Consider the following 25,703-nt stretch of genomic DNA (forward strand, 5'->3'; position numbering starts at 1 on the left):
ACGTTAACGCCTGAGCGCGGCCAGTGTCTCCTTCGGATTCCATGCTTTTCCGCGGCCCACGGTCAGCGGCCGGCAGGCCAGACCGATCAGCACCGCGATGAAATGCCCGAAATCGGTGAAGGTGGGGTCGACCGTGAGCGGAGCGGCGTAGCCGAGCAGGACGACACCCGCGTACACGTACCGCCACGGCGGGGCGATCCGGTACGTCAGGACGGCGATCACCCCCGCCAGCGCGTAACTCACCCCGATGTCGAGCGTGTTGAGCGACGAGTACGGGGCGATCCCCTCGTTGACCGCCCGCAGCAGGGCGCCCTCGCTGGCGAGCGTCGCCAGGACGTGCGCGACGACGCACACGACGAGCCAGCGCGCGGTGCCCAGCCAGCGTTCGGCCTGCGCGTGGAAGACCGTGTAGAGGGCGGCGTACGGCAGCCAGTGCCCGCTGTCGATCCACATCGCGCTGGAGATCAGCACCCGCAGCGGATCGTTCGACAGCTCGTGGATGTTCGTCGAGCGCTGCCGCAGGAAGTCCTCCTCGAAATCCGGCGACATGCGGTGCAGGGCGACCGTGGTGACGAACAGGACCAGCAGCCAGATGTACGTCCCCGGGGCGCTGCGGACATAGGCGTGCGCTCTCCCCATGCCGGTGCGGACGTGGGCGCGCACTCGTCCCAGGCCACTCCGGACGTGGGCGCGCGCTCCCACCGGGCCGCCCCGTTCCGCGCCACGGCCCCGGCTCCTCGTGCGCGCGACCCGGTTCACACCAGCAAGTATGGTCGGCAAGGTGATCGACGTGCCCGGCGAGCCGGCGGCCGCGCAGGAGAAGTTCAACGGCGCCGCGGGCCGCGCGTTCGTCGCCGGCCTGCCCCGGCGGGCGGCCCACTTCCTCGGCCTGTGGGGTCTGAGCATCGACGGACCCGCCATGCACGGGGTGAGCGCGCTGGTCCTTCCGGTGGTACGCCACGGGGTCCCTCCCGGGCGGGCGGCACGGCGGTCCGGCACGGGCCGCGCTCACGCTCCAGCTCCTCGACGAGGAGAGCGCCGGCGAGCCCGTCGCCCTGCGCCTGCGGGACGGCGACGGATCGGTGCGGCTCCCGGAGCACGACGCGTCCACCTGCACGCTCCTGCTCGAACGGCTCGAACGGCTCGACGAGACACGGCTGCCGGCCGGCCTTCCGGACGCCCGCGAGGCCGTCCTCGTCATCGCCGGACTTCTCGCCCGCCTCACCGCCGTACCCGCCCCCGCCGGACTGCGCCGACCGGGGGACATCGCCCACGCGATGCTGGAACAGGTCCCGTGGGCGCTGGCACGCGTCCCCGACCCGGCCGACCGCCGGCCGGTCCGGGACTGCGCCGCCGCGGTGCGCGAGGTGCTGCCCGAGCCCGGCGACCGGCTCCCGCACCGGGACCTGCACTTCGACAACGCCGTCGGCTCCGACCGCGCCGACCGGCCGGCCATCGACCCGAAACCGCTGGCGGGCGACCCGGGCTTCGACCTCCTGCCGGCCCTCGACAACCGCTACGACCCCGGCGAGGTGCGCCGGCGCTTCGACGCCCTGACCGGCGTCCTCGGCCTCGACCGCGAGCGCGCCCGCGCCTGGACGCTGGCCCGGGTTCTGCAGAACTGCCGGTGGGAGATCGAGGACGGGCGCCCGCTGGACGCCGTGCAGCTGGAGATCGGGCGCCTGCTGCGCCGGTGACGCCGTGACGCAGACCTGACCACTCCGACGCTCGTCCGTACCGCATGTGACGTTCGAGCATGCAGGTGCGCTGGGCACTAGGGGCCGCCTGTGTGACGGCTGTGCCCACGTCACGGGAATGAACAGGGGATGAGGGTGGCTCCGCGTGCAGCACGTCACCGGCGTGCGGTGCAGCGTCGTGTTCTTGCCGACGTTTCTGTCGCCGCGGCGGCCGGGATCGCCGTCACGGCGACGCCGGCCATGAACGCCGAGGCGGCGTGGACGCCGGCGTGGAACGAGTCGGCCGCCGGCCGGACCCCTGACGGCCCCCGTACACGATCAAGTCGGTCACCGGTCCCCGACCGGCTTCGACTGCCCCGCCGCTCCCGCCCGGCGGGTTCCCGCTCTTCCCTCCGTGAAGGAGATACATGCGCAAGCGCGCTGCCTTTGCTCTGTTCAGTGCCGTCGCCGCGCTGGCCGGCTTCGCCACCCCCGGTGCCTTCGGGGACGAGACTCGGACCGACGTCCAGATCAGCAACGTGACCTTCGACGGCGGCAAGAACATCGTGGTCGGTCTCTACGCCAAGACGATCACGGTTTCAGGGACCTTCACCCACCCGTCGGGCATCCAGGACGCGGACTTCGTCCTGTGGCGTGGACCGGATGGTGCGAACCCCTACGAGACCTACGACGACCGCATCGTGTCGAACCAGTACTACTCCCATGCGGACTGCGTCGCCTCGAGTGCCACCACCTCCATCTGCTCGCAGACGATCTCCCTCGAACCGGACTGGAAGTACGGCGGCACCGCGCTCACCGACGCCCACGCCGGCACCTGGAAGGTCAGTGCGCAGGGGGTGGCCAATGACGACAGCTGGACCCAATCGGCGAGCTACACCACGACCCGTCTGCAGCGGGACTCCAAACTCACCGTGAACGCGGGCCCCGAACCGATTGCCAAGGGAAAGACCCTCACCGTCACCGGCAGGCTCACCCGGGCCGACTGGGACAACCTCGATTACCTGGGCTACACCAACCAGCCGGCCAAGCTCCAGTTCCGCAAGGCCGGCACGACGACCTACACGACCATCAAGACCGTGTACACCTCCAGCACCGGCAACCTGACGACCACGGTCCCCGCGTCCGAAGACGGTTACTGGCGCTGGAACTTCGCAGGCACCTCCACCACCCCGGCCGCCAAGGCGACCGGCGACTTCGTGGACGTCCAATAGCCCGGACGTCACTCCCGACAGCTCACGCTCGCACCGCGATGTCTTTCTGCGGGGGCCGGTCGTCGGAATGCCAGCGGCTGCGGCGTGCCTCTTCCGAGGCCGTCGCGAAATCCGTCGGCCAAGGCACAACCAGCCCGATGAACACGCAGTTCACCGTGCGGCAGGCCGCTGCTACGGGGCGCCACCGAATTCGAACATCGCGAATCCGGCGAACCAGCCGGAGGCGAGAGCGCAGGTGCCGAGGACAGTTACCAGAGCAGGTCCGCGAAGCCTGCTCAGGGCGATCGCCAGCGGGATGAGCAACGGGAAGGCGGGCAGGAGAAAGCGCGCGACATTGCAGAACATCTGGTGGCTGCCGAGCACAGTGGCAATGGTGAGCAGCGTGTGGACCATCAGAACGGCGGGCGGGCGCAGCCGCACCAACAGGACGATCAGGATCGGCAACGCCATGATGATCAGCGCCGCCAGCAGATCGGGGATGAGCGCGGCGAAGAGATCATCGTCGTGGCCGAGCAGGATGCCCCGCATCACGGTGACATTGTGCTGGCCCCAGTCGAAGAAGTGCAGCCAGGCTCCCCTCTGGAGCTTGAAGTAGCCGCCCCAGTCACCCATACGCCAGTTCACCCAGCCCAGATACCCGAACAGCCCGAGCGGAGCCAGCGCCATCGCGGCGAGAGGGCGCCTGGTTCCGTCCGTGCGCCGCAGAAGTGCGGCGAGCGCCGCCAGGCACACCGCTGCGATCAGCGTCGCCGAGGTCGGCCGGTTGAGTCCGGCCACCAGGGCGAGCAGTCCGGCAGCGATCCACCGTCGGGTCATCACGGCGTAGCAGGACCACGCGGCGAGCGCGATGAAGGTGGAGTCCGAGTAGACCGCCCACTCCGCGCCGGATCCCGGGACGACCGCCCAGAGGCCCGCCGCGATCACACCAGTCCGGACCCCGCCGAGCCGCTCCGCGACGGCGAAGATACCGGCCGCGGCGCACAGCGAAGCGACCACCGACACCAGCATCCCGGCGCCGTACAGGCCGAGACCGGTGAACTCCGAGACCATGCGCATCAGGCCCGGGTAGAGCGGGAAGAACGCGGCCGAATTCGCCTGGAACGTGTACCAGGGGGAACCGATGATCGGCACCAGTTGGGGGTCGTACCCGAACTCCGCGACCTGTTGGTACCACCAGCCGTCAAAGGAACCGAGCACGTCCCACGGGTGGGCACCGCCGCCCAGGCGCGCTTGCTTCGTGAGGTGGTAGCCGGAGTAGTCGACCAGCCACATGAAGACCCCGAAGCCGACCAGCTTCAGTACCGCGTAGCACCCGACCGCCGGCCCATAGCGCCGTACCAGCCTGCGCGACTGCTCGTGCAGGTCGACCGGCGCGGCCGGGGGTGTGCTGTCGTGTTGTGCGGGCTCGGCACAGACATCAGTCGGCATCGCGCTCATCGGTCGGAGTCACCCCGTCGTCATGGACGATCGTTCGCCGAACCCTTACAGCCGTACAGGTCAGGGACACGCAGACACGCCACACCGCTGTGCCATGGTCCTCGGAACACCCTCCGCCGCAGTAGCACGACCCGTCTGTTGGCGACGGTGTTCGCCCGCGCCGTCCGTGCCCCCTGCTCGGCTTGAAGCCGAGCAGGGGGCACGGACTCTTCTCGGGAGAGCCTCAGTCAGTGATCGGCAGGGCACAAGAGCGGGACCCGTACAGCCTGTTGACGCTCCACGGTGGACTCCCACCCAAGTGAAGAGCCCCGCCGGTGCGGGGCTTGCGGTCCTGGACAAGGTCCAGCCGGGGCCCTTGAAGTCGAGCCTGGGACTGTTGAAATCCAGGGCTCGACACGACCAGGAAAAACCCGACGATAACTCCGGGTTTATTGCGACTTGGACCATTGCGACTACCTCGACCGACTCCTCCGAAGGTCTCGTCCCAGCCAAGGGCTGTCCGCGGAGGGGTGTCGTCTACGGCGTAGACCGTGAACCAGTCGGGGACGCCTGCCGGTTGACCTGCCGGAGCGCGCCGGCCGAGGGGACTTCTCTCGGCCGGCTCCGCCGGCAGAGCTGTCTACGGCTCGATCAACTCCGCCTGGAGCTGCGGAGCCAGGGGGGCTGCTGCAGCTGTGGGGACCGACGCGGCACGGTCCGGTGGCGCGGGGGATGCCCTGCGGGCCGGTTGCACCGGGGTCGCCCTTGGGGCCGGTTGCACCGGTGGCGCCCCGGGGCCCGGTCGGCCCGGTCACGCCGCTCCCGCCCCGGTTGCAGTGCCTGGAGCAGGCCCGCCGCGATCCGCTGTACGCCGCCTTCGTCCTGGCGGCCTCCATGGGCCTGCGGCGCGGCGAGGTCCTGGGGCTTCGCTGGTCGGACGTGGATCTCGAACATCGCGTGCTCCGGGTCAGCAAGCAGGTGCAGCGCGTGGGTGGGGTGCTCTACGAGGACACCACCAAGAGTGGCCGGGCGCGCCCCCTGCCTCCCCCTCTGATCTGCCTTGCGGCACTCCGGTGGCACCGGATGCGGCAGACAGATGCGGCACGGCTCCGGGGAGTCGAGCTGTCCCCGTCCTCGCACATCACCACCCGCACCGGCCGCCCGATCGACCCGCAGAACGTCAACCGGTCGTTCTTCCGCATCACCGCCGCAGCGGGCCTTCGGCGCATCCGTCTGCACGACGCCCGGCATGGGTGCGCCACGCTGCTCACGGCGGCCGGCGTCGCGCCCCGCGTCGTCATGGAGATCTTGGGTCACAGCCGGATCAGCATCACGACGGACGTCTACACGCACGTGACATCGGACACGCAGCGCGAGGCCATCGGTCACATGGACCGCCTGCTCAGGCGCCGCCTCGACCGTGGGTGACCGCCCCGGTTGATGTCACCTGTGGATGTCGAACGCCCCGGACCGATCATCGGCCGGGGCGTTTGCGCTGTTAAGCGGTGGAGCCCCCTGTCGGATTCGAACCGACGACCTTCGCTTTACAAGAGCGGCGCTCTGACCAGCTGAGCTAAGGAGGCCTGCACGCGCGCCCACCGCGGGCGTGCCCGTGCAGTGTACCCACCTCCCCGCCGGGCCCCGTCGAAAATTTCCGCGAAGTTCACAGGGCTCCGGGTGCTGACAGACCACGTGAACGCCAGGTAGCGTCCTGACCCAGTTCACCCTTGTGGACTACACCACCACCTTTACAACGGATCGTCCGGCACGTTCCTGCCGGTGAAGGGGGCCCATTCACCATGGCCACTGTTTCGTTCGACAAGGCGACCCGGATCTACCCGGGTTCCGAGAAGCCCGCCGTCGACGGCCTGGACATCGAGATCGCCGACGGCGAGTTCCTCGTCCTCGTCGGTCCGTCCGGCTGCGGCAAGTCCACCTCGCTCCGCATGCTCGCGGGGCTCGAGGACGTCAACGGCGGATCCATCCGCATCGGCGACCGCGACGTCACGCACCTGCCGCCCAAGGACCGGGACATCGCGATGGTGTTCCAGAACTACGCGCTCTACCCGCACATGACGGTCGCCGACAACATGGGCTTCGCGCTCAAGATCGCCGGCGTGCCGAAGGCGGAGATCCGCCAGAAGGTCGAGGACGCGGCGAAGATCCTCGACCTCACCGAGTACCTCGGCCGCAAGCCGAAGGCCCTCTCCGGCGGTCAGCGCCAGCGTGTCGCCATGGGTCGCGCCATCGTGCGTGAGCCCCAGGTCTTCCTCATGGACGAGCCGCTGTCGAACCTCGACGCCAAGCTCCGCGTCTCGACCCGTACGCAGATCGCGTCGCTCCAGCGCCGCCTCGGCATCACCACCGTCTACGTCACCCACGACCAGGTCGAGGCCATGACGATGGGCGACCGCGTGGCGGTGCTCAAGGACGGTCTGCTCCAGCAGGTCGACTCGCCGCGCAACATGTACGACCGCCCGGCCAACCTCTTCGTCGCCGGCTTCATCGGCTCCCCGGCCATGAACCTGGTCGAGGTCCCGATCACCGACGGCGGTGTGAAGTTCGGCAACAGCGTCGTCCCGGTCAACCGTGAGGCCCTCAAGGCCGCCGCCGACAAGGGCGACCGCACGGTCACCGTCGGCGTCCGCCCCGAGCACTTCGACATCGTCGAGCAGAACGGCGGCGCCGCGAAGACCCTCTCCAAGGAGACCGAGGACGCCCCGGCCGGCCTCGCCGTGTCGGTGAACGTGGTCGAGGAGCTCGGCGCCGACGGCTACGTCTACGGCAGCGCCAAGGTCGGCGACGAGCACAAGGACCTCGTCGTCCGCGTCAGCGGCCGCGCGGTCCCGGAGAAGGGCGCCACGCTGCACGTCGTGCCGCGTCCGGGCGAGACCCACGTGTTCTCCACCTCGACGGGCGAGCGTCTCTCCGACTGACACCGCCGAGGCGGATTCCACACCCGCAGGGGTGGAATTCACCCAAGTTGACGAAGAGGGCCCCGCAGCCTGCTGCGGGGCCCTCTTCGTTGTCGACAAATACCCCGGCAGACCGGGCATTTCGATACGCGTGCGTCAACTCACTACCCACAGAACGCCGTTTTCTCATCCCCCGAACCGGTGACTAAATGTCGCCAAATCATCACCCCGCGCTACCCTCACTCGCGTGAAGCACTCCACCACTAACCAACGGACCCGGCGTGGCCGTGGCCCCGCCCGCCGGATCGGCCGCACCCTCGCCCTCGTTCTGCCTGTCGTCCTGGTGCTCTCCGGGACCCTCGCGGTCACCCGAGTCAACTGGTCGGGGAACCCCGCGGACTCGGTGCTCACCGCGGCCGAAGCCTCGTCGGCGGACGTCTCCACCCGGGCCGCCTCCCGCACCCCGCAGGACGTCCTGCGCGACAAACTGCTCCTGGAACTCCAGGAGAAGGATCCGGGCGTCGCCCTCACCCACCTCCAGGAAGCGGTGAACGGACGGCCGTCGCTGGCGAAGCACTGCGTGTCCATCGCCCGCGCGCTGGGCCGGGCCGCCGTCCGCGCCTACGGCCCGACGCGCGCCCAGGCCTTCGCCCGGCCGGTGTGCGACACCTCGTTCGCCTCCGGGGTCGCGACCACCCGTCTCTGAACCGCGGCACTCCCCCGCTCGGCGGGCGGGGGCAGTCCGGCCGACGACCGGCGCGGAACAGCCCGTTCAGGGCCGCCGGGGAACGGCTGGTCAAGGAACGGTTGCCACCGGAAGCCACGAGCGGGGCGCCACGTACAGTTCGGGCATGACCGATCCGAACGCCGCGTCGCGCCCCGTTCAAGCCGTCGTCCTGGCCGGCGGCCAGGGATCCCGGCTGCGTCCGTACACCGACGACCGGCCCAAGCCGATGGTCGAGATCCCCGGCACCGGGACCCCGATCATCGGACACCAGCTGACCTGGCTCGCCGAGGAAGGCGTCACCGACGTCGTCATCTCCTGCGGCCATCTCGCCGACGTCCTGCAGACGTGGCTGGACTCGGCGGACCTCCCGGTCACCGTCAAGACGGTCGTGGAGACCGAGCCGCTCGGCCGCGGCGGCGGCCTCAAGTACGCCGCCGCGCACCTCCCTCACCCCGACAGGCCCTGGTACGCGACGAACGGCGACATCTGGACCCGTTTCTCGCTGCGCGAGATGGCGGACTTCCACACCGAGCGCGACGCCGTCGCGACCCTCGCGCTGGCCCGGCCGCGCATCCCTTGGGGCGCCGTGCAGACCGACGGGTTCGGCCACATCACGGACTTCATCGAGGCACCGCCCTCCACGTTCGAGATCAATGCGGGCGTCTACGTCTTCTCGCCGGAGTTCGCCGACCTGCTCCCCGAACGCGGCGACCACGAGCGCACCACGTTCCCGCACCTGGCCCGCGAACGCCGCCTGGCCGGCTTCCCGATCCCCCAGGGCGCCTACTGGCGCGCCATCGACACGGCGAAGGACCTGACCGAGGCGGCCAGGGAGCTCGCGGCTCTGGGACGCTGAGCGGCCTCCGCCCGACCACACCCCGTACGACGACGAGGGGCCCCGCACGCTGTTGCGTGCGGGGCCCCTCGTCGTCGTGGCCGGACGGCGTCCGCCCCGGTGACGGGGCGTCGGACCGGCGGCCGGTGGGGTCAGCCCAGCAGTCCGCCCACCAGGCCCGGCTGGCCGCCGGAGGAGCTGCCGCCGCCGCTGCCGGAGCCGCCGCCCGTCGAACCTCCGGTGGTGCCGCCGCTAGCGGTGCCGCCACCGGACGTCGGTCCCGCGCTGGTGCTCGGGGCCTGGTCCACGGGGGAGGACTGCTGGGGCGGGGCCTGGCCGGTGCCCTGGGTCTGGCTGGGCCCGCTGGTGACCGTGCCGCTGCCGCGGGTCGCGCCGGGCGTGGTGGCCGCCGCGCTGGACGGGGACGAGGAACTGCCCTGCGTGGGCGCTTCGGAGGAGGCCGACGGGGACGCCTTGTGGTGGCGCTCGCCGGGCGTCTCGGGGAGCGGGGAGCCGGGCAGTTCGTTGCGCGGTGCCTCGCCGGGGCCGGGCACGACCACGCGGCCGGCGTCGCGGACGGCACCGCCGAGGAGGGAGCCGACGAGCAGGGTGAGGCCGACGACGACGGTCGACACGAGCGCGCCGCGGCGCAGCACGCGCCGTCGCAGTTCCCCGAGCTCCGCGCGCGGCCCGAGCGTGCGCCATGCCTCGCCGGACAGGCGTCCGTCGACGGAGTAGACGGGGGCCCCGGCGATGATCAGCGGGGACCAGGCGGCGAGGTAGATGATGTCCGGCGCGTCGTAGGCGGGGACCGTCTTCCAGCTCACGGTGACGATGAGGGCGGCGGACAGCATCGCGCCCACGACGGCGGCGACCCGCTGCCACAGCCCGAGCACCGTGAGGACGCCGACGATGACCTGGAAGAAGGCGATGACGAGACCGGCGCCGACAGGGTGCTGGAGCGCGAACTGCCGCAGCGGCTCGGCGACTTCCCAGGGGTGCAGGGTGTCGAGCCACTTCACCATGGAGCCGCGCTTGCCGCCGTCGAAGTAGACGGGGTCGCAGAGCTTGCCCATGCCGGCGTAGATGGAGATGAATCCGAGGAAGACGCGCAGCGGGAGCAGCACGACCCCGAGGTTCATGCGGCGGCCGGGGTAGTAGGCGTGCCGGACGCTCCCCGAGGAGGCGCCCGACGCCGCCCTGGAGCCGCGCCGCTCGTCCTGGTCCTCGTCGTCCGCCTCGTCGAGTTCGTCCTCGTACTCGTATGCGTACTCGTCGAACTGGTCGTCGGTGTAAGGGGGTTCGTCGTAGGCGCTGCCCACGGTGCGCATGCGCGGCAGCAGCCGGGTCTCACCGGCTTCCGGGGTGCGCTGGCTGCCGACGATGGGCGTCTCGACCGTGTCGACGCCCATGTCGGCCGCGTAGCCGGGGTGTTCGTCGACACGCGGGATGACCTGGGTCGCCCCGGCGTCGGCCGGACCCACGCTGGAGCCGCGGACGGCCTGGAGCAGCCGGTGGGCGCCGGTGTCGTCCGGGGCGGACCGCCCGCTCCAGACGACGGGTGCGCGGCGGCGGCCCCCGGCCGCCGACCCCGCTCTGCCCGCCGCGCCGACGGCGGGGATGCGCGCGGCGTCACCGGTGGAACTCAAGTGCCGCGCGATGCGCGGGGATTGTTTCCGCGCCGGGGCGCCTAGCTGCACGCGGAAGCTCGCATGATTGACGATGACCTGCGCCGGATCGCTCGGCACCTTCACCATGCTCAGCGCGGGAGCGTCGTCGAATCCCGACGAGCGGTCCCCCGTGGGTGTGCGGGGTGTTCTGGTGTCCACACTCATCTAACCGAGTGATGTGTGTTTAGGACACTGCTTTGACCGCACCGATCTGTCCGGACCGCGTCAAGGTCGTCCCGAACGTCCGGATCGACCCGCGGGGGTGACGACGCGCACGCTTGTTCAGGCGCGCCGCCGTGCCGCCTCGTACAGCACAACTCCCGCCGCGACACCGGCGTTCAGCGACTCGGCGCCACCAGGCATCGGGATCCGCACCCGGAAGTCGCAGGTCTCGCCGACGAGTCGGGAGAGGCCCTTGCCCTCGCTGCCGACGACGACGACCACGGGGCCGCCGAGCGCTTCGAGTTCGCCGAGCTCGACCTCACCGTCCGCGGCGAGGCCGACGACCATGAGACCCGCCTTCTTGTACGCCTCCAGGGCGCGGGTCAGGTTGGAGGCACGGGCGACCGGGGTGCGGGCCGCGGTGCCCGCGGACGTCTTCCAGGCGCCGGCGGTCATGCCGGCCGCGCGCCGCTCGGGCACCACGACACCGTGGCCGCCGAACGCGGAGACCGAGCGCACCACGGCGCCCAGGTTGCGCGGGTCGGTCACCCCGTCGAGGGCGACGATCAGCGGGTCGACGCCCTCGTCGTACGCGGCGGCGGCGAGGTCCTCGGGGTGCGCGTACTCGTACGGCGGGACCTGGAGGACGAGCCCCTGGTGGTTGAGCCCGTTGGTCATGCGGTCGAGCTCGGGGCGCGGGGCCTCCATCAGATGGATGCCGCCGCGCTCGCCGGCGAGCTGGAGCGCCTCGCGCACCCGCTCGTCGTTGTCGATGAACTGCTGGACGTACAGCGTCGTGGCGGGCACGCCCTCGCGCAGCGCCTCCACGACGGGGTTGCGGCCGACGACCATCTCCGAGGTGCCCTTGCCGCCCCGGCCGCGCGGCGCGGGACGGCGCTGCGCCTGCTTGGTCTTGGCGGTGGCGATGCGGTTCTTCTTGTGTCCCTTGCGCATCTCGGCGGGCGGGGTCGGGCCCTTGCCCTCCAGGCCACGGCGCCGCTGACCGCCACTGCCGATCTGCGCGCCCTTCTTGCCGGACATGCGGCGGTTGTTAGCGGCCATGACCTACCTGTCTGTGTGAAGCGTGCGTATGTACGTATATGAAGTGTGCCGCCCGGAGGCCCGGACGGCACAATCGATCAAGGTCGACGGAGCGGGCCGCTAGCGCGGTCCGAGCGTCCAGCGCGGCCCCTGGGGGCTGTCCTCGATGACGAGACCCGACTGGTTGAGCTGGTCACGGATCGCGTCGGCGGTCGTCCAGTCCTTGCGGCCGCGAGCCGCCTCACGCTGCTGGAGCACGAGGCGTACGAGGGTGTCGACGACGCCGTGCAGGTCCTCGCCCCGGTCGCCCTCGCCGACCCACTGCGCGTCCAGCGGGTCGAGTCCGAGGACGCCGAGCATGGCCCTGACCTCGGCGAGGCGGGCGACGGCGGCCTCCTTGTCGTCGGCGGCCAGGGCGGAGTTCCCCTGGCGCACCGTGGTGTGCACCACGGCGAGCGCCTGCGGGACGCCCAGGTCGTCGTCCATCGCCTCCGCGAAGGCGGGCGGCACCTCGTCGGCCGGGGCCACCGCCCCGCCCGCCTTCTCCACCACGCGCTGCACGAAGCCCTCGATGCGCGCGAACGCCGACTCGGCCTCGCGCAGGGCCTCTTCGCTGTACTCGATCATCGAGCGGTAGTGCGGGGTGCCCAGGTAGTACCGCAGCACGATGGGCCGCCACCGCTTGGTCATCTCGCTCACGAGCACCGAGTTGCCGAGCGACTTCGACATCTTCTCGCCGCTCATGGTGACCCAGGCGTTGTGCACCCAGTACTCGGCGAACTCGTCGCCGAAGGCCTTGGCCTGCGCGATCTCGTTCTCGTGGTGGGGGAAGATCAGGTCGATCCCGCCGCCGTGGATGTCGAACGCGGAGCCCAGGTACTTGTGGGCCATGGCGGAGCACTCCAGATGCCAGCCGGGGCGTCCGCGGCCCCACGGCGTCTCCCAGCTCGGCTCCCCCGGCTTCACCGCCTTCCACATGGCGAAGTCGCGCGGGTCGCGCTTGCCGGTCTCGCCCTCGCCGGACGGCTGGAGCAGGTTGTCCAGCTCCTGGTTGGACAGCGACAGATACCCCTCGAACGAGCGCACGTCGAAGTAGACGTTGCCGTCGGCCTCGTAGGCGTGGCCGCGTTCGATGAGCCCGCGCATCATCTCGACCATCTCGGTGATGTGGCCGGTGGCACGCGGTTCGTAGGTGGGCGGGAGGCAGCCGAGGGCGTCGTAGCCGTCGTTGAAGGCGCGCTCGTTCTCGTAGCCGATGGACCACCACGGGCGGCCCTGCTCGGCCGACTTGGTGATGATCTTGTCGTCGATGTCCGTGACGTTCCTGATGAACGTCACGTCGTAGCCGCGGTACTCGAACCAGCGGCGCATGATGTCGAAGTTGAGACCCGAGCGGATGTGCCCGATGTGCGGCGCCGCCTGCACGGTGGCACCACACAGGTAGATCGAGACGCAACCCGGCACGAGCGGGGTGAAGTCACGGATCTGCCGGGCGCTGGTGTCGTACAGGCGAATAGTCACCACTCCAGGGTAGTGGCCCCCGGGTAGTGCCCCGCGACCCTTCCGGCTCAAGGGGCACGTATTCGTGACATGCAGGGGTGACACCCGGGCAAGTCGGGCCCGCCCCGGGGGTCCGAAGGGTGACACCCCGGCAGGTCGGCCCTGCTCCGGGGTACCCGCCCCGGCCTCAGCCGGTGCGCACCACCAGTGCCGTGGCGACCGCCATCAGCCCCTCGTCCCGTCCGGGGAAGCCGAGACCGTCCGTCGTGGCACCGGAGACCGACACGGGCGCCCCGACCGCTTCCGACAGCAGCTTCTGCGCCTCCTCGCGGCGCTTGCCGATCTTCGGCCGGGGGCCGACGACCTGCACGGCGACGTTGCCGACGGTGAAGCCCGCCTCGCGGACGATCCGGGCCGCCTCGGTCAGCAGCGTGACGCCCGAGGCGCCGGACCACTCGGGCCGCCCGGTCCCGAAGTGGGCGCCGAGGTCACCGAGCCCGGCCGCCGAGAACAGCGCGTTGCACGCGGCGTGCGCGACGACGTCGGCGTCGGAGTGGCCGGCGAGGCCGGGGCCCTCCCCTTCCCACTTCAGGCCGGCGCACCACAGCTCTCGGCCTTCCTCGAAGGCGTGGATGTCGGTGCCGATCCCGACGAGCGGGATCACGGGTGCCTCAGAACCCATCGTTGAGCCTCCGTCGCGCGAGAACCGCCTCGGCGAGGACGAGGTCGAGGGGGCGCGTCACCTTGAACGCCTCTTCGTGTCCGGGCACGACCACGACCTGCAGTCCCAGCTGCTCGACCATGCTGGCGTCGTCGGTCACGTCGTCCGTCACGGTCTCGTGGGCCCGTACGAGCGTGTCGCGGTCGAAGCCCTGCGGCGTCTGCACGGCGCGCAGCCGCGCCCGCACGGGCGTGGCCACGACCGGCTCGGGCGACCCGGGGACGGCCGTGGGCTCGACCTCCTTGACGGTGTCGGCGAGCGGCAGGGCCGGTACGACGGCGGGAGCGCCGTCGCGTACCGCCTCGATGACGGCGTCCACGGTGTCGACGGGCACGAGGGGACGGGCCGCGTCGTGCACCAGGACGATGTCGATGCCGGGCGGCAGCGCGTCGAGCCCGTACTTCACGGACTCCTGGCGGCTGTCGCCGCCGGGGACGACGAGGAAGTCGGTCTTCCCCCAGCTGCCGCTGGGGTTGTCCCCGGGCAGGGCGTGCGTGTCGAGCAGCGCCTTCACCTCGGCCGCGCCGTCGGGCGGGGCCACCACGACGACCAGGGACACGGCGCGGGACGCGGCCATCGCGCGTACCGCGTGGATGAGCATGGGGGTGCCGTTCAGCGCGCGGAGCGCCTTGGGGGCGCCCGGACCGAGGCGCACGCCCCGGCCGGCGGCCGGAATCACGACCGCGGTACGTGCGCCCGACGGCGAAGGGCGCGAATCGTCAGACATCGGTTCCTGTCAGGTTTGTGTGCTCGGCCTTGATGGGTATGGCCCTGGGGGTAACCCCCGGCTCACCGAGCTCGGGGGAGTGCCGGGCGCGACGCCTCGACCGGAACCCTTCCGTGACATCCGGTCGAGCGACTGCACGGGCCCGGCACGCCAGTATCGGGCACTTCGGTCACCCGGGACCGGATTCCCGGGTGAACACCGAGTGGGCGCGGGTGAAAGATTTCCGCGGGTACGAACATGCCGCAGCGCCCGGCGACAGCAAATGCGTCATCGGGCACCGCGGCATTTCGTTGCGCAGCTGCGCGGGCGTGTGCGTAGTCGCAAGGACCGCCGTCGAAAGGCGACCGTCTCGGCAACCGCGGCCTACGTCAGGACGCGAGAACCTCGTCGAGCAGGGCCTCCGCCTTGTCCTCGTTCGTGTTCTCCGCGAGAGCGAGCTCGCTCACCAGGATCTGGCGGGCCTTGGCGAGCATGCGCTTCTCACCGGCGGAGAGTCCGCGCTCGCGCTCGCGACGCCACAGGTCACGCACGACTTCCGCGACCTTGATGACATCGCCGGAGGCGAGCTTCTCCAGATTTGCCTTGTAGCGACGCGACCAGTTCGTGGGCTCCTCGGCGTACGGCGCGCGCAGCACCTCGAAGACCCGGTCCAGCCCGTCCTGACCGACCACATCACGCACGCCGACGAACTCCGCATTGTCCGCTGGCACACGCACCGTCAGGTCGCCCTGGGCGACCTTCAGCACCAAGTAGGTCTTGTCCACGCCTTTGATCTGGCGAGTTTCGATGGCCTCGATCAGCGCGGCCCCGTGATGGGGATAGACCACGGTGTCGCCAACCTTGAACGTCATGTGACAGGTACCCCTTCCGTGGCTATCCAGGGTAACACGGATACGGCGTCTTCTGAATGGCGTTTTCGCAGGTCAGGGCATATCTCGGGGCTTGACAACCACAACAGGAACGTGCTGCGAGGGGCGAGCGGAAGAGGGTATTCGCAGGTCGGAGCCGCTGTCCAGGGGGAGCGAAACGCGCACGTTACACACACCGAGAGCCCCTGACCAGCGTCCGAACATCCCGTTTTGTCCCGCTCCAAGGGTGCGACTTCCGCTACTCCGTTCGGTGAGCGGAGCCGAGTACGAGTCGAATCCGGAATTGATCAAGAAGGCCGGTGATCGCCCGCCGATCTGCCGGCCATCCGGCCGCGATCAACCAGTGTTCAGTCCGTGATCGATTTTAGGGAGCGCCGAGCATTCCTTCATCCCCTTACGACGCCTTACGGGAAAATCCGCACGCCGATGACGGGGGAACTTATGTGAATGGCGGACCAGCATGTCACCAAAAGAGTCCCGCCGCGTCGGTGAAGGTGCGACGGACGCACCGTGCACCCCGTGCGGCGGAGCCCGTCGACGCTTAGAGGCGGGTCGGGTGCGGTGGCGTGGGAACGGCTCGGTAACCTAAGGCCGCTGACAGACCCTTAGGGCGGCTTTACAACGAAGTCGCCCTGCTTCGCCCACGTTCAAGGAGTTGCCGCCGCCGTGAGCAGCAGCCTTCGACGCGGCGCTCTCGCCGCCGCCGCCATCGCGTTCTCGATCGCCTCGCTCGCCGCGTGCGGTGCCGGCAACAACGCACAGACGCTGGAGGTCAAGCCGGACAACGCGGCCACCTCCGTCGGCACCATCAAGATCCAGAACGCCACCGTGATCACGCAGCCCGACCTCCAGTCGACGGGCCCCGCCGTGATCTCCGCGACCATCTTCAACAACGGCCGCACCCCGCAGACGCTGGACTCGATCACCATCGCCGAGACGAACAAGGCGGCCACGATCTCGCCCGCCAAGGGCTCCGGCAAGCTGACCATCCCCGCCGGCGGCTCGGTCGTCATCGGCGGCAAGGGCAACGCCTCCGCGGTCCTGGACAACAGCAGCGAGGCCGTCCAGGACGGCAACGCCCAGAAGGTCACCTTCGGCTTCAGCAGCACCGGGGACGTGAGCCTGCGCGCCTTCGTCGTCCCGGCCGAGAGCTACTTCTCCAAGTGGGGCCCGAGCGACATCCCGGCGGCCCCGGGTGCCTCCAGGACGGCCACGGCGACCACCAAGCCGTCCGGCACCGCGAGCGGCTCGCCGTCCGGGTCCGCCTCGGGCAAGCCCACGGACGCCGCCTCGTCGAGTGCGACGGCCACGGCGACCGCCACGGGCACGGCGACCGCCTCGGCCGGTCACTGACCTGTCCCTACGACGAAGGGCGGGACCCCGGAAGAGGGGTCCCGCCCTTCGTCGTACTCGCGCGACCGGGCCGCCTCGACGGCACCGCGCCTCACACGCGCCCGGACGTGAGGCCGGTCTACGGCTCGAACTTGTAGCCGAGGCCGCGCACCGTCACCAGGTACCGCGGCGCACCGGGGTCGGGCTCGATCTTCGCGCGCAGCCGCTTCACGTGGACGTCGAGCGTCTTGGTGTCGCCCACGTAGTCGGCGCCCCAGACCCGGTCGATGAGCTGCATACGGGTCAGCACCCGGCCGGCGTTGCGCAGCAGCATCTCCAGCAGGTCGAACTCCTTCAGCGGGAGGTCGACCTTGGAGCCGGAGACGGTGACCACGTGACGGTCGACGTCCATGCGGACCGGTCCGGCCTCCAGCGCGGCCGGGGTGACCTCCTCGGGCTCCCCGCGGCGCCGCAGGACGGCGCGGATGCGGGCGACCAGCTCACGGGAGGAGAACGGCTTGGTGACGTAGTCGTCGGCTCCTATTTCGAGCCCCACGACCTTGTCGATCTCACTGTCCTTGGCGGTGACCATGATCACCGGGACGTTGGAGCGGCCGCGCAGCTGACGGCACACCTCCGTGCCGGGCAGCCCCGGCAGCATCAGGTCGAGGAGGACGAGGTCGGCGCCGTTGCGCTCGAACTCGTCGAGTCCGTCGGGCCCGGTGGTCGCGATGGCGACCTCGAAGCCCTCCTTGCGAAGCATGTACGACAGGGCGTCGGAGAAGGACTCCTCGTCCTCGACGACGAGCACACGGGTCACGGAAGGACCTCCGGGGCAGGAAGCGGTTCGTACGGGGATGAGACGGTGGTCGTCCCGTCGGGCTGCTCGGTCTCGTCCTCTTCGTCGAGTCCGGGCATGTGGTGTTCGTGCGCACGGTCGCGGGCCGCGCCCGCCTCCGGCAGCCGCAGGGTGAACGTGGAGCCCTGACCCTCGGAGCTCCAGACCGTGACCTCTCCGGCGTGCGAGGCGGCCACGTGCTTGACGATCGCGAGGCCGAGGCCCGTACCGCCGGTCTGGCGGGAACGGGCCGGGTCCACGCGGTAGAAGCGCTCGAAGATGCGCTCCTTGTCCTTGTCGGAGATGCCGATGCCCTGGTCGGTCACGGCGATCTCGATGAGGTCCCCGCCCGGCGCGGTCACCCTGCGTGCGGCTATGCCCACACGGGTACGGGCCGGGGAGTAGTTGACGGCGTTCTCGACGAGGTTGCCGAGGGCCGCGGCCAGCTGGCCGCGGTTCCCCCAGATGCTCAGGTCGGCGGTGCCGCCCGCGGCCATGGTGATCTGCTTGGTGCCGGCCTGGTGACGGCACCGGTCGATCGCCTCGGCGACGAGCTCGTCGACCCGCACCGGCTCGGCGTCCTCCAGGGGGTCGTCGTTCTGCACCCGTGACAGGTCGATGAGCTCCTGGACCAGGTTGGTCAGCCGGGTGGCCTCTATCTGCATGCGCCCGGCGAAGCGCTCCACCGCCTCCGGATCGTCCGAGGCGTCCATGACCGCCTCGGAGAGCAGGGAGAGGGCGCCCACCGGGGTCTTGAGCTCATGGCTGACGTTCGCGACGAAGTCGCGCCGTACGGCCTCGATGCGCCGGGCCTCCGTCAGGTCCTCCACGAGCAGGAGCACGAGCCGCGAGCCGAGCGGCGCCACGCGGGCGGAGACGGCGAGGGCCTCGCCCCGGCCCGTCCCACGTCGCGGGAGGTCCAGCTCGACCTGGCGTATCTCCCCGTCGCGGCGGGTGTCACGTGCCATCTGGAGCATCGGCTCCACGGACAGCTTGCCGCCGCGCACGAGCCCGAGGGCGTACGCCGCCGAGCTGGCCTTGACCACGGCGTCCGCCTCGTCGAGCACGACGGCGGAGGACCGGAGCACGGAGAGCACGGTGTCGACACCGGGCGGAAGCACCGGGTCCGTGTGCAGGGAAGTACGGGTAGGGCGTTTCTGGTCGCGCTCGCTCCAGCGGAACGCCAGCATGGCGATGACACCGGTGAGCACTCCGGCGATCGCTGCCGCTGCGGCGACCGCCGCGTTCACGTCCATGCGTCCAGGTTAGGCATGCCGTCATGCCTGGCCACAGCCATCAAGGTGCGACCTCGAACACTCGTCGCCCAGAGTTCACCTAGGAGCTAGGGTCGGTTCACTTGAGGTGACGGAAACGGACGCGTACGGGCCGGAACGTGGGAGCGTGGGGTTCATGGGGCCTGTCCGAGGTCAGGGCCCTGCCCCCGGACCCCCCGGCAGACGTGAGAGAGGGACAACCAGATGCGGGACGCGTACCACGAGGAACTGGACTCGATCGGCGAGGGCCTGGTCGAGATGGCCCGGCTCGTCGGGTCGGCGATCGGGCGCGCCACGACGGCCATCCTCGACACCGACCTGAAGCTCGCCGAGAGCGTGATCGCGGCCGACCAGAAGGTCGACGATCTGCAGCACGACCTGGAAGCCCGGGCGATAGCCCTGCTGGCCCGGCAGCAGCCGGTGGCGACGGACCTGCGCATCGTCGTCACCTCCCTGCGCATGTCGGCGGACCTGGAGCGCTCCGGCGACCTGGCCCAGCACGTCGCGAAGCTGGCCCGGCTGCGCTTCCCGGAGCGCGCGGTCCCCAGCGACCTGCACGCCACCGTCCTGGAGATGGGCCAGCTCGCCCAGCGACTGATGGCCAAGGCCGCCGAGGTCGTCATCACCAAGGACGTCGACCTGGCGCTCCAGCTGGAGCAGGACGACGACGAGATGGACCTGCTGCACCGCACGCTCTTCCAGCACCTGCTGGACGACCGCTGGAAGCACGGCATCGAGACGGCCGTCGACGTCACGCTGCTGGGCCGCTACTACGAGCGCTTCGCCGACCACGCGGTCTCGGTCGCCAAGCGGGTGGTGTACCTGGTCACGGGCGAGCACGCGGACGACCTCCAGCAGGACATCCAGCCGGTGACGGGCGTCGAGGGAGCCTGATCGGGACCTCGCCGGGGCCCGACCGGGGCCTGCTGGCTGCTCGGTCGCGGTCCCTCCGGGGCTCGGTCGAGGTCTGCGCGGGGGCTCGGTCGAGGTCTGCGCGGGGGCTCCGTCGAGGTCCGTGCGGGAGCACGATCGGGGTTCCGCGGGGGCACGATCGGGGTTCGTCCGGCGGTCTTCGTCCCGCCGTGGGGCGCGTGCGCACCTCAATGCGCCGTTGATGCGCCCGCCGTACTGGGCATGAAATGGGCGACAGGAGCTGTGCGGTGCAGTGTGCCTCGCACGCCTTCGCGCCTGAAGGAGGGACCTATGGCCGAATCGCCCAGCACGCCCGACCCCACGCAGGACCGCGACACCGAGCAGCCCGCCGAGATCAAGAGCCTCCCACTGTTCGGAGCCTGCGGATGCGGCTCCGGCTGCGGGTGCGGCTGCCAGTCGGGCAATCCGTGCCAGTGCGGCTGACCGAGTAGGACGACGAAGGGCCCCGCTCGTGCGAGCGGGGCCCTTCGTCGTCGCGCCCGTCGGCTCGGGCCTTTCGACCCCGGGCCGACGACACGACGACGGGGTGAAGGCCTTCGAGACCTCCACCCCGTCGAGGTGGGTTCCGCGGGCCGGGCGTCAGGAGCCCGTCCGGTCCGTCGGTGAGGGGCGGTCAGCGGGTGCGACCGTCACTCACCACCGGAGTCCATCGATCCGCCGTCCATCGATCCACCGTCCGACGAACCGGCGTCCGACGAACCCTGGTCCGATGAGCCCTGGTCCATCGAGCCCTGGTCGGACGAGCCCTCATCGGACGGGCCGGCCTCGGTCCCCGGGTCGGTCTGGCTGCCGTCGGTACCGGGGTCGGTCTGGCTGCCGTCGGTACCGGGGTCGGTCTGGCTACCGTCGGTACCCGGATCGGTCTGGCCGGGGTCCGTCTGGCCCGGATCGGTCTGGCCCGGATCGGTCTGGCCCGGATCGGTCTGGCCCGGGTCCGCCTGACCGGGGTCGGTCTGGCCGGGGTCCGTCTGGCCCGGATCGGTCTGGCCCGGGTCGGTCTGGCCCGGGTCGGTCTGACCGGGATCAGTCTGACCAGGATCGGTCTCCGGATCCGTCTGACCAGGATCGGTCTTCGGGTCCGTCTGACCAGGATCGGTCTCCGGATCCGTCTGACCAGGGTCAGTCTTCGGGTCCGTCTGACCAGGATCGGTCTTCGGGTCCGTCTTCGGATCCGTCTTCGGATCCGTCTTCGGATCCGTCTTCGGATCCGTGCCCGGCTCTCCCGGCTTACCCGGTTCCCCAGGCTTACCCGGTTCCCCAGGCTTACCCGGTTCCCCAGGCTTGCCCGGCTCTCCCGGCTTACCGGGCTCTCCCGGCTTACCCGGTTCCCCAGGCTTGCCCGGCTCACCAGGCTTGCCCGGCTCACCCGGCTTGCCGACCTGGCCCTCGTCCTTCCAGTGGTCCTTGTCCTTGGTGTTCCAGTGGTCCTTGTGGTGCTTCCAGTAGTAGTGGTTGTTGTGGGTGTCCCAGAAGTAGTACACGTGGGTGCCCTGCCACGTGTAGTAGCACTTGTGGTGGTCGTCCCAGTAGTACTTGTAGTGGTCGCCCCAGCAGTAGTGCTTCCTGTGCTTCTTGTCCCAGTGACCCTTGCCCTTGCTCCAGCAGTAGTGCTTCCCCTTGCCCTTGCCGTGGTGTGCGGCGGCATTGGTCACCATCGAGGCGTCGGACATCGGAGCCGCCGATGCGGCCGCGGCCGGCAGAACCACGCCACCGGCGACCACGACGGACGACGCCACGATCGTGGCGATGCTCAGCCGGCGCTTAGGACGGACGGCGCCGTGCTTTCGGATGATAGGGGCCATGATTTGTTTCCTCCTGGCGGTGAATTCGCTTTGTGCGACTCGGTCCCTCGTTTTCTTTCCGGTGTTTCCGGTGAGGGCCGCACCACCAGTAGGCCCGAATCGCGCAGCAGGATCACGTTCCGAGGGTTCGGGACTTGACGAGCGCCAGGACAACGGGTAAAAGCCGCATAAGGGGTACTTCCACGGATCACCCCCACTCCACAAAAGTGGCACTTGAGCTGCGACGACGGCGTCGATGACATGCCGTCCCCGGCACGCCGAACGCGCTCGGCGCCGAAGCGCGCCGCGGAGGACACCGGGCTGATCCGGATCGCGGACGCGCCGCGCAGAGACCGACCGGGAAAAATCAATCCACCCCGATGTCAATCCACTTCGATATCGAAGAAATTCGGAATGGGCCCGGGATTTCACGGACGCGACCGCAGCCACGCCCTCATCACCGCCCCGCCATCACCGCCCCGCCATCGCCACGTCGTCATCGCCACGTCGCCATCGCCGTGCCGCCGTCGCCGTGCCGCCGTCGTCACGCGACCGGAATTCCCGGCCGGGTCACGGCCGTACGCCGGCCGGAGGGCCGTCGCTCCGCCCGGTCTCACCCTCGGAGGGTGATGTCCTGGCGACGCCCCTGGGGAACGCTGGACGCGTGCCGGACGGCCACGCGCGCTCGCCGTGGCCGCATCGGCGCGTCGGAGGAGGGCCCGTGAACCAGTACCCGCCCATCGCGGAGCACGGAATGGTCGGCGATCTCCAGACGGCGGCCCTGGTGTCGTCCGGCGGGACGGTCGACTGGTGGTGCACCCCCCGCTTCGACTCGCCCAGTGTCTTCGCCTCGCTCCTGGACAGCGAGTGCGGCGGCCACTGCCGTCTCGCCGCCGATGAGGCGGACCGGAACGGCATGACGGTCCGCCAGTTGTACCTGTCCGACACGGCCGTCCTCGTCACCCGGTTCATGGGGCCCGGTGGCGTCGGCGAGGTCGCGGACTTCATGGAGCCGATCGATTCCCCCACGCCGACGGACCGTCACCGGCTGGTCCGGATCGCCCGCGTCGTGCGGGGCAGTCTGTCCTTCACCCTCGACTGCCGTCCGCGCTTCGACTACGCGCGGGCCCCGCACACGCTGTCCCTCGGCGACGACCACTCCGCCGTCCTCCACGGCCCCGGGACGGATCTTCATGTGCAGTCCACCGCCGGTGTCCCCCTCCGGCCCGACGGCGACGACCTCACCGCCCACTTCACCCTCGACGTCGGCCAGGCGGCCGCCATCGTGCTGACCAGCACCGCGAGCGGCGGTCCCGCTCCGGCGCCGCCCACGCTGGACGGCATCGCCGAGGCGCTGGAGTCGTGCCGGACGTTCTGGCAGTCGTGGCTGCGCTCGTGCACGTACCGCGGACGCTGGCAGGACATGGTGAACCGCTCCGCGATCACCCTCAAGCTGCTCACGTACGCGCCCACGGGGGCGCCCGTCGCCGCGGCCACCATGGGGCTGCCCGAACAGGTCGGCGGCGAACGCAACTGGGACTACCGCTACACCTGGATCCGTGACGCCTCCCTGTCGGTGAGGGCCCTGATCGATCTCGGCTTCGACACGGAGGCGCACGCGTTCCGCCGCTGGCTGCGCCATCGCATCGAGGCCGGCGGCAACGCCTCCGGCGACCCGCTGCAGATCATGTACCGCGTCGACGGCGACCCCCACCTGGCCGAGGAGACCCTCGACCACCTTGAGGGCTACATGGGTTCGAGGCCGGTGCGCGCGGGCAACGGCGCGGCCGGTCAACTCCAGCTCGACATCTACGGCGAGGCCTCCGACGCGCTCGTCGTGGCCGGCGACATGGGGGCGATCCGCGGCTGGAATTCGCTGCGAGACGTGCTGGACTGGCTCACCGACCACTGGGACCAGCCCGACGAGGGCATCTGGGAGACCCGCGGGGGCCGACAGGACTTCACGTACAGCCGGCTGATGACGTGGGTGGCGTTCCAGCGCGGTGTCCACGCGGCCACCCACTTCTCCCGCCCCGCCGACGTCGCCCGCTGGACCGAGGCCCGCGACGCGGTCTTCCGCCAGATCATCGAGAAGGGCTGGCACGACAAACGACAGGCCTTCGTCCAGCACTTCGGCACCGACGTCCTGGACGCCTCGCTGCTCCTGATGCCCCGGGTCGGCTTCCTGTCGCCGCGGGACCCGGACTGGCTCAGCACGCTCGACGCGATGGACGAGGACCTGGTGAGCGACAGCCTGGTCTACCGGTACGACCCCGCGGCCTCGCCGGACGGACTGCGCGGCTCCGAGGGGACGTTCAACCTGTGCAGCTTCCTGTACGTGGAGGCCCTGGCCCGTGCCGGGCGGCTCACCCAGGCCCGGTACGCCTTCGACAAGATGCTCACGTACGCGAACCCCGTCGGCCTGTTCGCCGAGGAGATCGGCCCCTCGGGCGAACAACTCGGCAACTTCCCGCAGGCGTTCACCCATCTCGCCCTGATCACCGCCGCCACGGCTCTGGACGAGCAACTCGCCGAGGCGGAGGCGGATCACGGCGCAGGCCGCCCGGCGCCGCTCCGCTACCGCTACACGGTGCCCCCCGAGGGCAGGACCGGCGCAGGCGGCACCGGTGGCTGAGACGGTCGCGGCGGGGCGACGGAGCGGACACCGGCGGGAGTTGGCGGCCCTCGCCCTCGCCCAGTTCACCTGCAGCTTCGCCGGCTCCAACATGAACGTGATGATCAACGACATCAGCCGCGACCTGGACACCACCGTGCAGGGCGTGCAGGTGGCGATCACGATCTTCCTGCTGGTCATGGCCGCCCTGATGATCCCCGGCGGCAAACTGACCGACCGCTACGGCCGCAAGCGGTGCCTTCTGACGGGCCTCGTCGTGTACGGCGTCGGCGCGCTGCTCAGCGCCGTCGCTCCGGGCCTGGGCGTGCTCATCCTCGGCAACTCGATCCTGGAGGGCGTCGGCACGGCGCTGCTCATCCCGCCCGTCTACATCCTCACGACGCTCCTCTTCCACGACATGACCTCCCGCGCCCGCGCGTTCGGGGTGATCATGGCTCTGGGCGGCATCGGGGCCGCCGCCGGTCCGCTGATCGGCGGACTCATCACGACGGGTATCAGCTGGCGGGCGGCCTTCGTGTTCCAGGCCCTGGTGATCGTGGTGATCGTCGTGCTGAGCCGGGGCATCGAGGATCCGCTGCCGCCCGAGCCGGACCGTCCCTTCGACACCGTCGGCGCAGTCCTGTCCGCGGTCGGTCTGGTCCTGATCGTCATGGGCATCCTGGCCGCGGACAACGATGTGTGGCTGATGCTCGGTCTGCTGTGCCTCGGCGTCTTCATGCTCTGGTGGTTCTTCCACTGGGTGCGCGCCAGGGAGGCGTCCGGCAAGGAACCGCTGCTCTCGCTCGCCCTGTTCCACAACCGCACCTCGAACCTGGGGCTCGTGACGCAGAACGTCCAGTGGCTGCTGCTCATGGGCTCGTCGTTCACGGTGGCCGCCTACCTCCAGGTGGTACGCGGCTACGACGCCATCGGGACCGGTGTCATCTTCACGTCGGCGACGCTCGGGCTGCTGGTCTCGTCGCTGGCGGCCGAACGTCTCGCCCGGCGGCGCCCGCAGCGGACGCTGATCATGACCGGCTTCGCCGTCTCCGTGGTGGGCGTGGCCGTCCTGATCGTCCTGGCCGGCAGCCTGTCCTCGGCCTGGGCCTTCGCCCCCGGTCTCCTGCTCCTCGGCCTCGGTCTGGGCGTGATGCTCACCCCGTCGGTGAACGTCGTCCAGTCGAGCTTCCCCGAGGAACAGCAGGGCGAGATCTCCGGTCTGTCCCGAAGCGTCTCGAACCTGGGCTCCTCCTTCGGCACGGCGATCGCCGGCACCATCCTGGTCTCCGGCCTCACCAGGGGCGCCTACGCCGCGGCGATGCTCGTCCTCGCGGCGATCGGCCTCGCCGGCCTGGCGGCAGCCGCCCTCCTCCCCCACGACCGGCCTCGGCCTCCGGCCCACCCCTCCTGATCACCGGCGCACCAGCCGGTCGTCATCGG

General features: G+C 70.4%; 20 protein-coding genes, 1 tRNA gene and 2 pseudogenes. 11 read left to right on the forward strand and 12 right to left on the reverse strand.

Going from position 1 to position 25,703, the window contains the following annotated elements:
• Positions 1-3: 3 nt before the first annotated feature.
• Complete coding sequence (locus tag ABEB03_RS13015; RefSeq protein WP_345647029.1) at positions 4-639, reverse strand: rhomboid-like protein; 636 nt, start codon at positions 637-639, stop codon at positions 4-6.
• A 130-nt stretch (positions 640-769) separates the two neighbouring features.
• On the opposite strand from ABEB03_RS13015, the pseudogene ABEB03_RS13020 reads away from it, so the two are divergent.
• Together ABEB03_RS13020 and ABEB03_RS13025 are read left to right on the forward strand one after the other, a co-directional pair.
• Positions 770-1,697, forward strand: a pseudogene (locus ABEB03_RS13020) (aminoglycoside phosphotransferase family protein).
• Between the two features lie 407 nt (positions 1,698-2,104).
• Positions 2,105-2,908 carry a calcium-binding protein gene (locus tag ABEB03_RS13025; RefSeq protein ID WP_345646679.1) on the forward strand — a complete coding sequence of 268 codons (804 nt, stop codon included), beginning with the start codon at positions 2,105-2,107 and terminating at the stop codon, positions 2,906-2,908.
• A gap of 171 nt (positions 2,909-3,079) precedes the next feature.
• On the opposite strand, the gene ABEB03_RS13030 is transcribed toward ABEB03_RS13025, so the two are convergent.
• Positions 3,080-4,336 carry a glycosyltransferase family 39 protein gene (locus ABEB03_RS13030; protein WP_345646682.1) on the reverse strand — a complete coding sequence of 419 codons (1,257 nt, stop codon included), beginning with the start codon at positions 4,334-4,336 and terminating at the stop codon, positions 3,080-3,082.
• 807 nt (positions 4,337-5,143) lie between these two features.
• Between ABEB03_RS13030 and ABEB03_RS13035 the strand changes: the two are divergent.
• A pseudogene (locus ABEB03_RS13035) lies at positions 5,144-5,752 on the forward strand (site-specific integrase); the annotation flags it as partial.
• A gap of 78 nt (positions 5,753-5,830) precedes the next feature.
• On the opposite strand, the gene ABEB03_RS13040 reads toward ABEB03_RS13035, so the two are convergent.
• Positions 5,831-5,907 (reverse strand) — tRNA-Thr (locus ABEB03_RS13040).
• Positions 5,908-6,123: 216 nt separating this feature from the next.
• On the opposite strand from ABEB03_RS13040, the gene ABEB03_RS13045 reads away from it, so the two are divergent.
• From ABEB03_RS13045 to ABEB03_RS13055, 3 genes are all read left to right on the forward strand, one after another.
• Positions 6,124-7,260, forward strand: a complete 1,137-nt coding sequence (locus tag ABEB03_RS13045) for an ABC transporter ATP-binding protein (RefSeq protein ID WP_345646685.1) — start codon at positions 6,124-6,126, stop codon at positions 7,258-7,260.
• Between the two features lie 226 nt (positions 7,261-7,486).
• On the forward strand, positions 7,487-7,945 hold the full coding sequence (locus ABEB03_RS13050; protein WP_345646688.1) for a hypothetical protein: 459 nt from the start codon (positions 7,487-7,489) through the stop codon (positions 7,943-7,945).
• Between the two features lie 145 nt (positions 7,946-8,090).
• Positions 8,091-8,822, forward strand: a complete 732-nt coding sequence (locus tag ABEB03_RS13055; RefSeq protein ID WP_345646691.1) for a nucleotidyltransferase family protein — start codon at positions 8,091-8,093, stop codon at positions 8,820-8,822.
• A 131-nt stretch (positions 8,823-8,953) separates the two neighbouring features.
• Here the strand turns inward: ABEB03_RS13055 and ABEB03_RS13060 are convergent, their stop codons facing one another.
• From ABEB03_RS13060 to ABEB03_RS13085, 6 genes are all read right to left on the reverse strand, one after another.
• Complete coding sequence (locus ABEB03_RS13060; protein ID WP_345646694.1) at positions 8,954-10,636, reverse strand: DoxX family protein; 1,683 nt, start codon at positions 10,634-10,636, stop codon at positions 8,954-8,956.
• A 117-nt stretch (positions 10,637-10,753) separates the two neighbouring features.
• On the reverse strand, positions 10,754-11,695 hold the full coding sequence (gene rlmB / locus ABEB03_RS13065) for a 23S rRNA (guanosine(2251)-2'-O)-methyltransferase RlmB (protein ID WP_345646697.1): 942 nt from the start codon (positions 11,693-11,695) through the stop codon (positions 10,754-10,756).
• A gap of 99 nt (positions 11,696-11,794) precedes the next feature.
• Entirely contained in the window at positions 11,795-13,195 is a 1,401-nt protein-coding gene (gene cysS / locus ABEB03_RS13070; protein WP_345646700.1) for a cysteine--tRNA ligase, read from the reverse strand.
• 166 nt (positions 13,196-13,361) lie between these two features.
• Positions 13,362-13,856: a 2-C-methyl-D-erythritol 2,4-cyclodiphosphate synthase gene (gene ispF / locus ABEB03_RS13075; protein WP_345646703.1), complete on the reverse strand. Its 495-nt coding sequence runs from the start codon at positions 13,854-13,856 to the stop codon at positions 13,362-13,364.
• Complete coding sequence (gene ispD, locus ABEB03_RS13080) at positions 13,846-14,622, reverse strand: 2-C-methyl-D-erythritol 4-phosphate cytidylyltransferase (RefSeq protein WP_345646705.1); 777 nt, start codon at positions 14,620-14,622, stop codon at positions 13,846-13,848. The genes ispF and ispD overlap by 11 nt, the downstream gene beginning before the upstream one ends.
• Before the next feature lie 368 nt (positions 14,623-14,990).
• Positions 14,991-15,473 (reverse strand): CarD family transcriptional regulator, encoded by a 483-nt coding sequence (locus ABEB03_RS13085; protein ID WP_003953493.1) that lies wholly within the window; start codon positions 15,471-15,473, stop codon positions 14,991-14,993.
• Positions 15,474-16,157: 684 nt separating this feature from the next.
• Between ABEB03_RS13085 and ABEB03_RS13090 the strand changes: the two genes are divergently transcribed.
• On the forward strand, positions 16,158-16,844 hold the full coding sequence (locus ABEB03_RS13090; RefSeq protein ID WP_345646708.1) for a DUF461 domain-containing protein: 687 nt from the start codon (positions 16,158-16,160) through the stop codon (positions 16,842-16,844).
• A 118-nt stretch (positions 16,845-16,962) separates the two neighbouring features.
• On the opposite strand, the gene ABEB03_RS13095 is transcribed toward ABEB03_RS13090, so the two are convergent.
• The gene (locus ABEB03_RS13095) at positions 16,963-17,643 is read right to left on the reverse strand and encodes a response regulator transcription factor (RefSeq protein WP_009340348.1); all 681 of its coding nucleotides are present in this window, start codon (positions 17,641-17,643) and stop codon (positions 16,963-16,965) included.
• Positions 17,640-18,917: a sensor histidine kinase gene (locus ABEB03_RS13100; protein ID WP_345646711.1), complete on the reverse strand. Its 1,278-nt coding sequence runs from the start codon at positions 18,915-18,917 to the stop codon at positions 17,640-17,642. The genes ABEB03_RS13095 and ABEB03_RS13100 overlap by 4 nt, the downstream gene beginning before the upstream one ends.
• 222 nt (positions 18,918-19,139) lie before the next feature.
• Here ABEB03_RS13100 and phoU point away from each other — a divergent pair, with 222 nt between their 5' ends.
• Positions 19,140-19,829: a phosphate signaling complex protein PhoU gene (gene phoU / locus ABEB03_RS13105; protein ID WP_345646714.1), complete on the forward strand. Its 690-nt coding sequence runs from the start codon at positions 19,140-19,142 to the stop codon at positions 19,827-19,829.
• Between the two features lie 309 nt (positions 19,830-20,138).
• Positions 20,139-20,291 (forward strand): hypothetical protein, encoded by a 153-nt coding sequence (locus ABEB03_RS13110; protein WP_345646716.1) that lies wholly within the window; start codon positions 20,139-20,141, stop codon positions 20,289-20,291.
• Positions 20,292-20,497: 206 nt separating this feature from the next.
• Here the strand turns inward: ABEB03_RS13110 and ABEB03_RS13115 are convergent, their stop codons facing one another.
• Positions 20,498-21,670 (reverse strand): hypothetical protein, encoded by a 1,173-nt coding sequence (locus tag ABEB03_RS13115; RefSeq protein ID WP_345646719.1) that lies wholly within the window; start codon positions 21,668-21,670, stop codon positions 20,498-20,500.
• Between the two features lie 700 nt (positions 21,671-22,370).
• On the opposite strand from ABEB03_RS13115, the gene ABEB03_RS13120 reads away from it, so the two are divergent.
• Both ABEB03_RS13120 and ABEB03_RS13125 read left to right on the forward strand, forming a co-directional pair.
• Positions 22,371-24,284, forward strand: coding sequence for a glycoside hydrolase family 15 protein (locus ABEB03_RS13120; protein WP_345646722.1), 1,914 nt, complete (start codon positions 22,371-22,373; stop codon positions 24,282-24,284).
• Positions 24,277-25,674 (forward strand): MFS transporter, encoded by a 1,398-nt coding sequence (locus ABEB03_RS13125; RefSeq protein ID WP_345646725.1) that lies wholly within the window; start codon positions 24,277-24,279, stop codon positions 25,672-25,674. Before ABEB03_RS13120 ends, ABEB03_RS13125 begins: the two co-directional genes overlap by 8 nt.
• Positions 25,675-25,703 lie beyond the last annotated feature (29 nt).

Source organism: Streptomyces siamensis, assembly GCF_039543605.1.
Classification (GTDB): Bacteria; Actinomycetota; Actinomycetes; order Streptomycetales; family Streptomycetaceae; genus Streptomyces; species Streptomyces siamensis.

What these genes read in the sequence shown, in the direction of transcription:
- ABEB03_RS13015 (WP_345647029.1), bottom strand. Translation starts at nt 639, where the DNA reads ATGGGGAGAGCGCACGCCTATGTCCGCAGCGCCCCGGGGACGTACATC.
- ABEB03_RS13025 (WP_345646679.1), top strand. Translation starts at nt 2,105, where the DNA reads ATGCGCAAGCGCGCTGCCTTTGCTCTGTTCAGTGCCGTCGCCGCGCTG.
- ABEB03_RS13030 (WP_345646682.1), bottom strand. Translation starts at nt 4,336, where the DNA reads ATGCCGACTGATGTCTGTGCCGAGCCCGCACAACACGACAGCACACCC.
- ABEB03_RS13045 (WP_345646685.1), top strand. Translation starts at nt 6,124, where the DNA reads ATGGCCACTGTTTCGTTCGACAAGGCGACCCGGATCTACCCGGGTTCC.
- ABEB03_RS13055 (WP_345646691.1), top strand. Translation starts at nt 8,091, where the DNA reads ATGACCGATCCGAACGCCGCGTCGCGCCCCGTTCAAGCCGTCGTCCTG.
- ABEB03_RS13060 (WP_345646694.1), bottom strand. Translation starts at nt 10,636, where the DNA reads ATGAGTGTGGACACCAGAACACCCCGCACACCCACGGGGGACCGCTCG.
- rlmB (WP_345646697.1), bottom strand. Translation starts at nt 11,695, where the DNA reads ATGGCCGCTAACAACCGCCGCATGTCCGGCAAGAAGGGCGCGCAGATC.
- ispF (WP_345646703.1), bottom strand. Translation starts at nt 13,856, where the DNA reads ATGGGTTCTGAGGCACCCGTGATCCCGCTCGTCGGGATCGGCACCGAC.
- ispD (WP_345646705.1), bottom strand. Translation starts at nt 14,622, where the DNA reads ATGTCTGACGATTCGCGCCCTTCGCCGTCGGGCGCACGTACCGCGGTC.
- ABEB03_RS13085 (WP_003953493.1), bottom strand. Translation starts at nt 15,473, where the DNA reads ATGACGTTCAAGGTTGGCGACACCGTGGTCTATCCCCATCACGGGGCC.
- ABEB03_RS13100 (WP_345646711.1), bottom strand. Translation starts at nt 18,917, where the DNA reads ATGGACGTGAACGCGGCGGTCGCCGCAGCGGCAGCGATCGCCGGAGTG.
- phoU (WP_345646714.1), top strand. Translation starts at nt 19,140, where the DNA reads ATGCGGGACGCGTACCACGAGGAACTGGACTCGATCGGCGAGGGCCTG.
- ABEB03_RS13110 (WP_345646716.1), top strand. Translation starts at nt 20,139, where the DNA reads ATGGCCGAATCGCCCAGCACGCCCGACCCCACGCAGGACCGCGACACC.
- ABEB03_RS13115 (WP_345646719.1), bottom strand. Translation starts at nt 21,670, where the DNA reads ATGGCCCCTATCATCCGAAAGCACGGCGCCGTCCGTCCTAAGCGCCGG.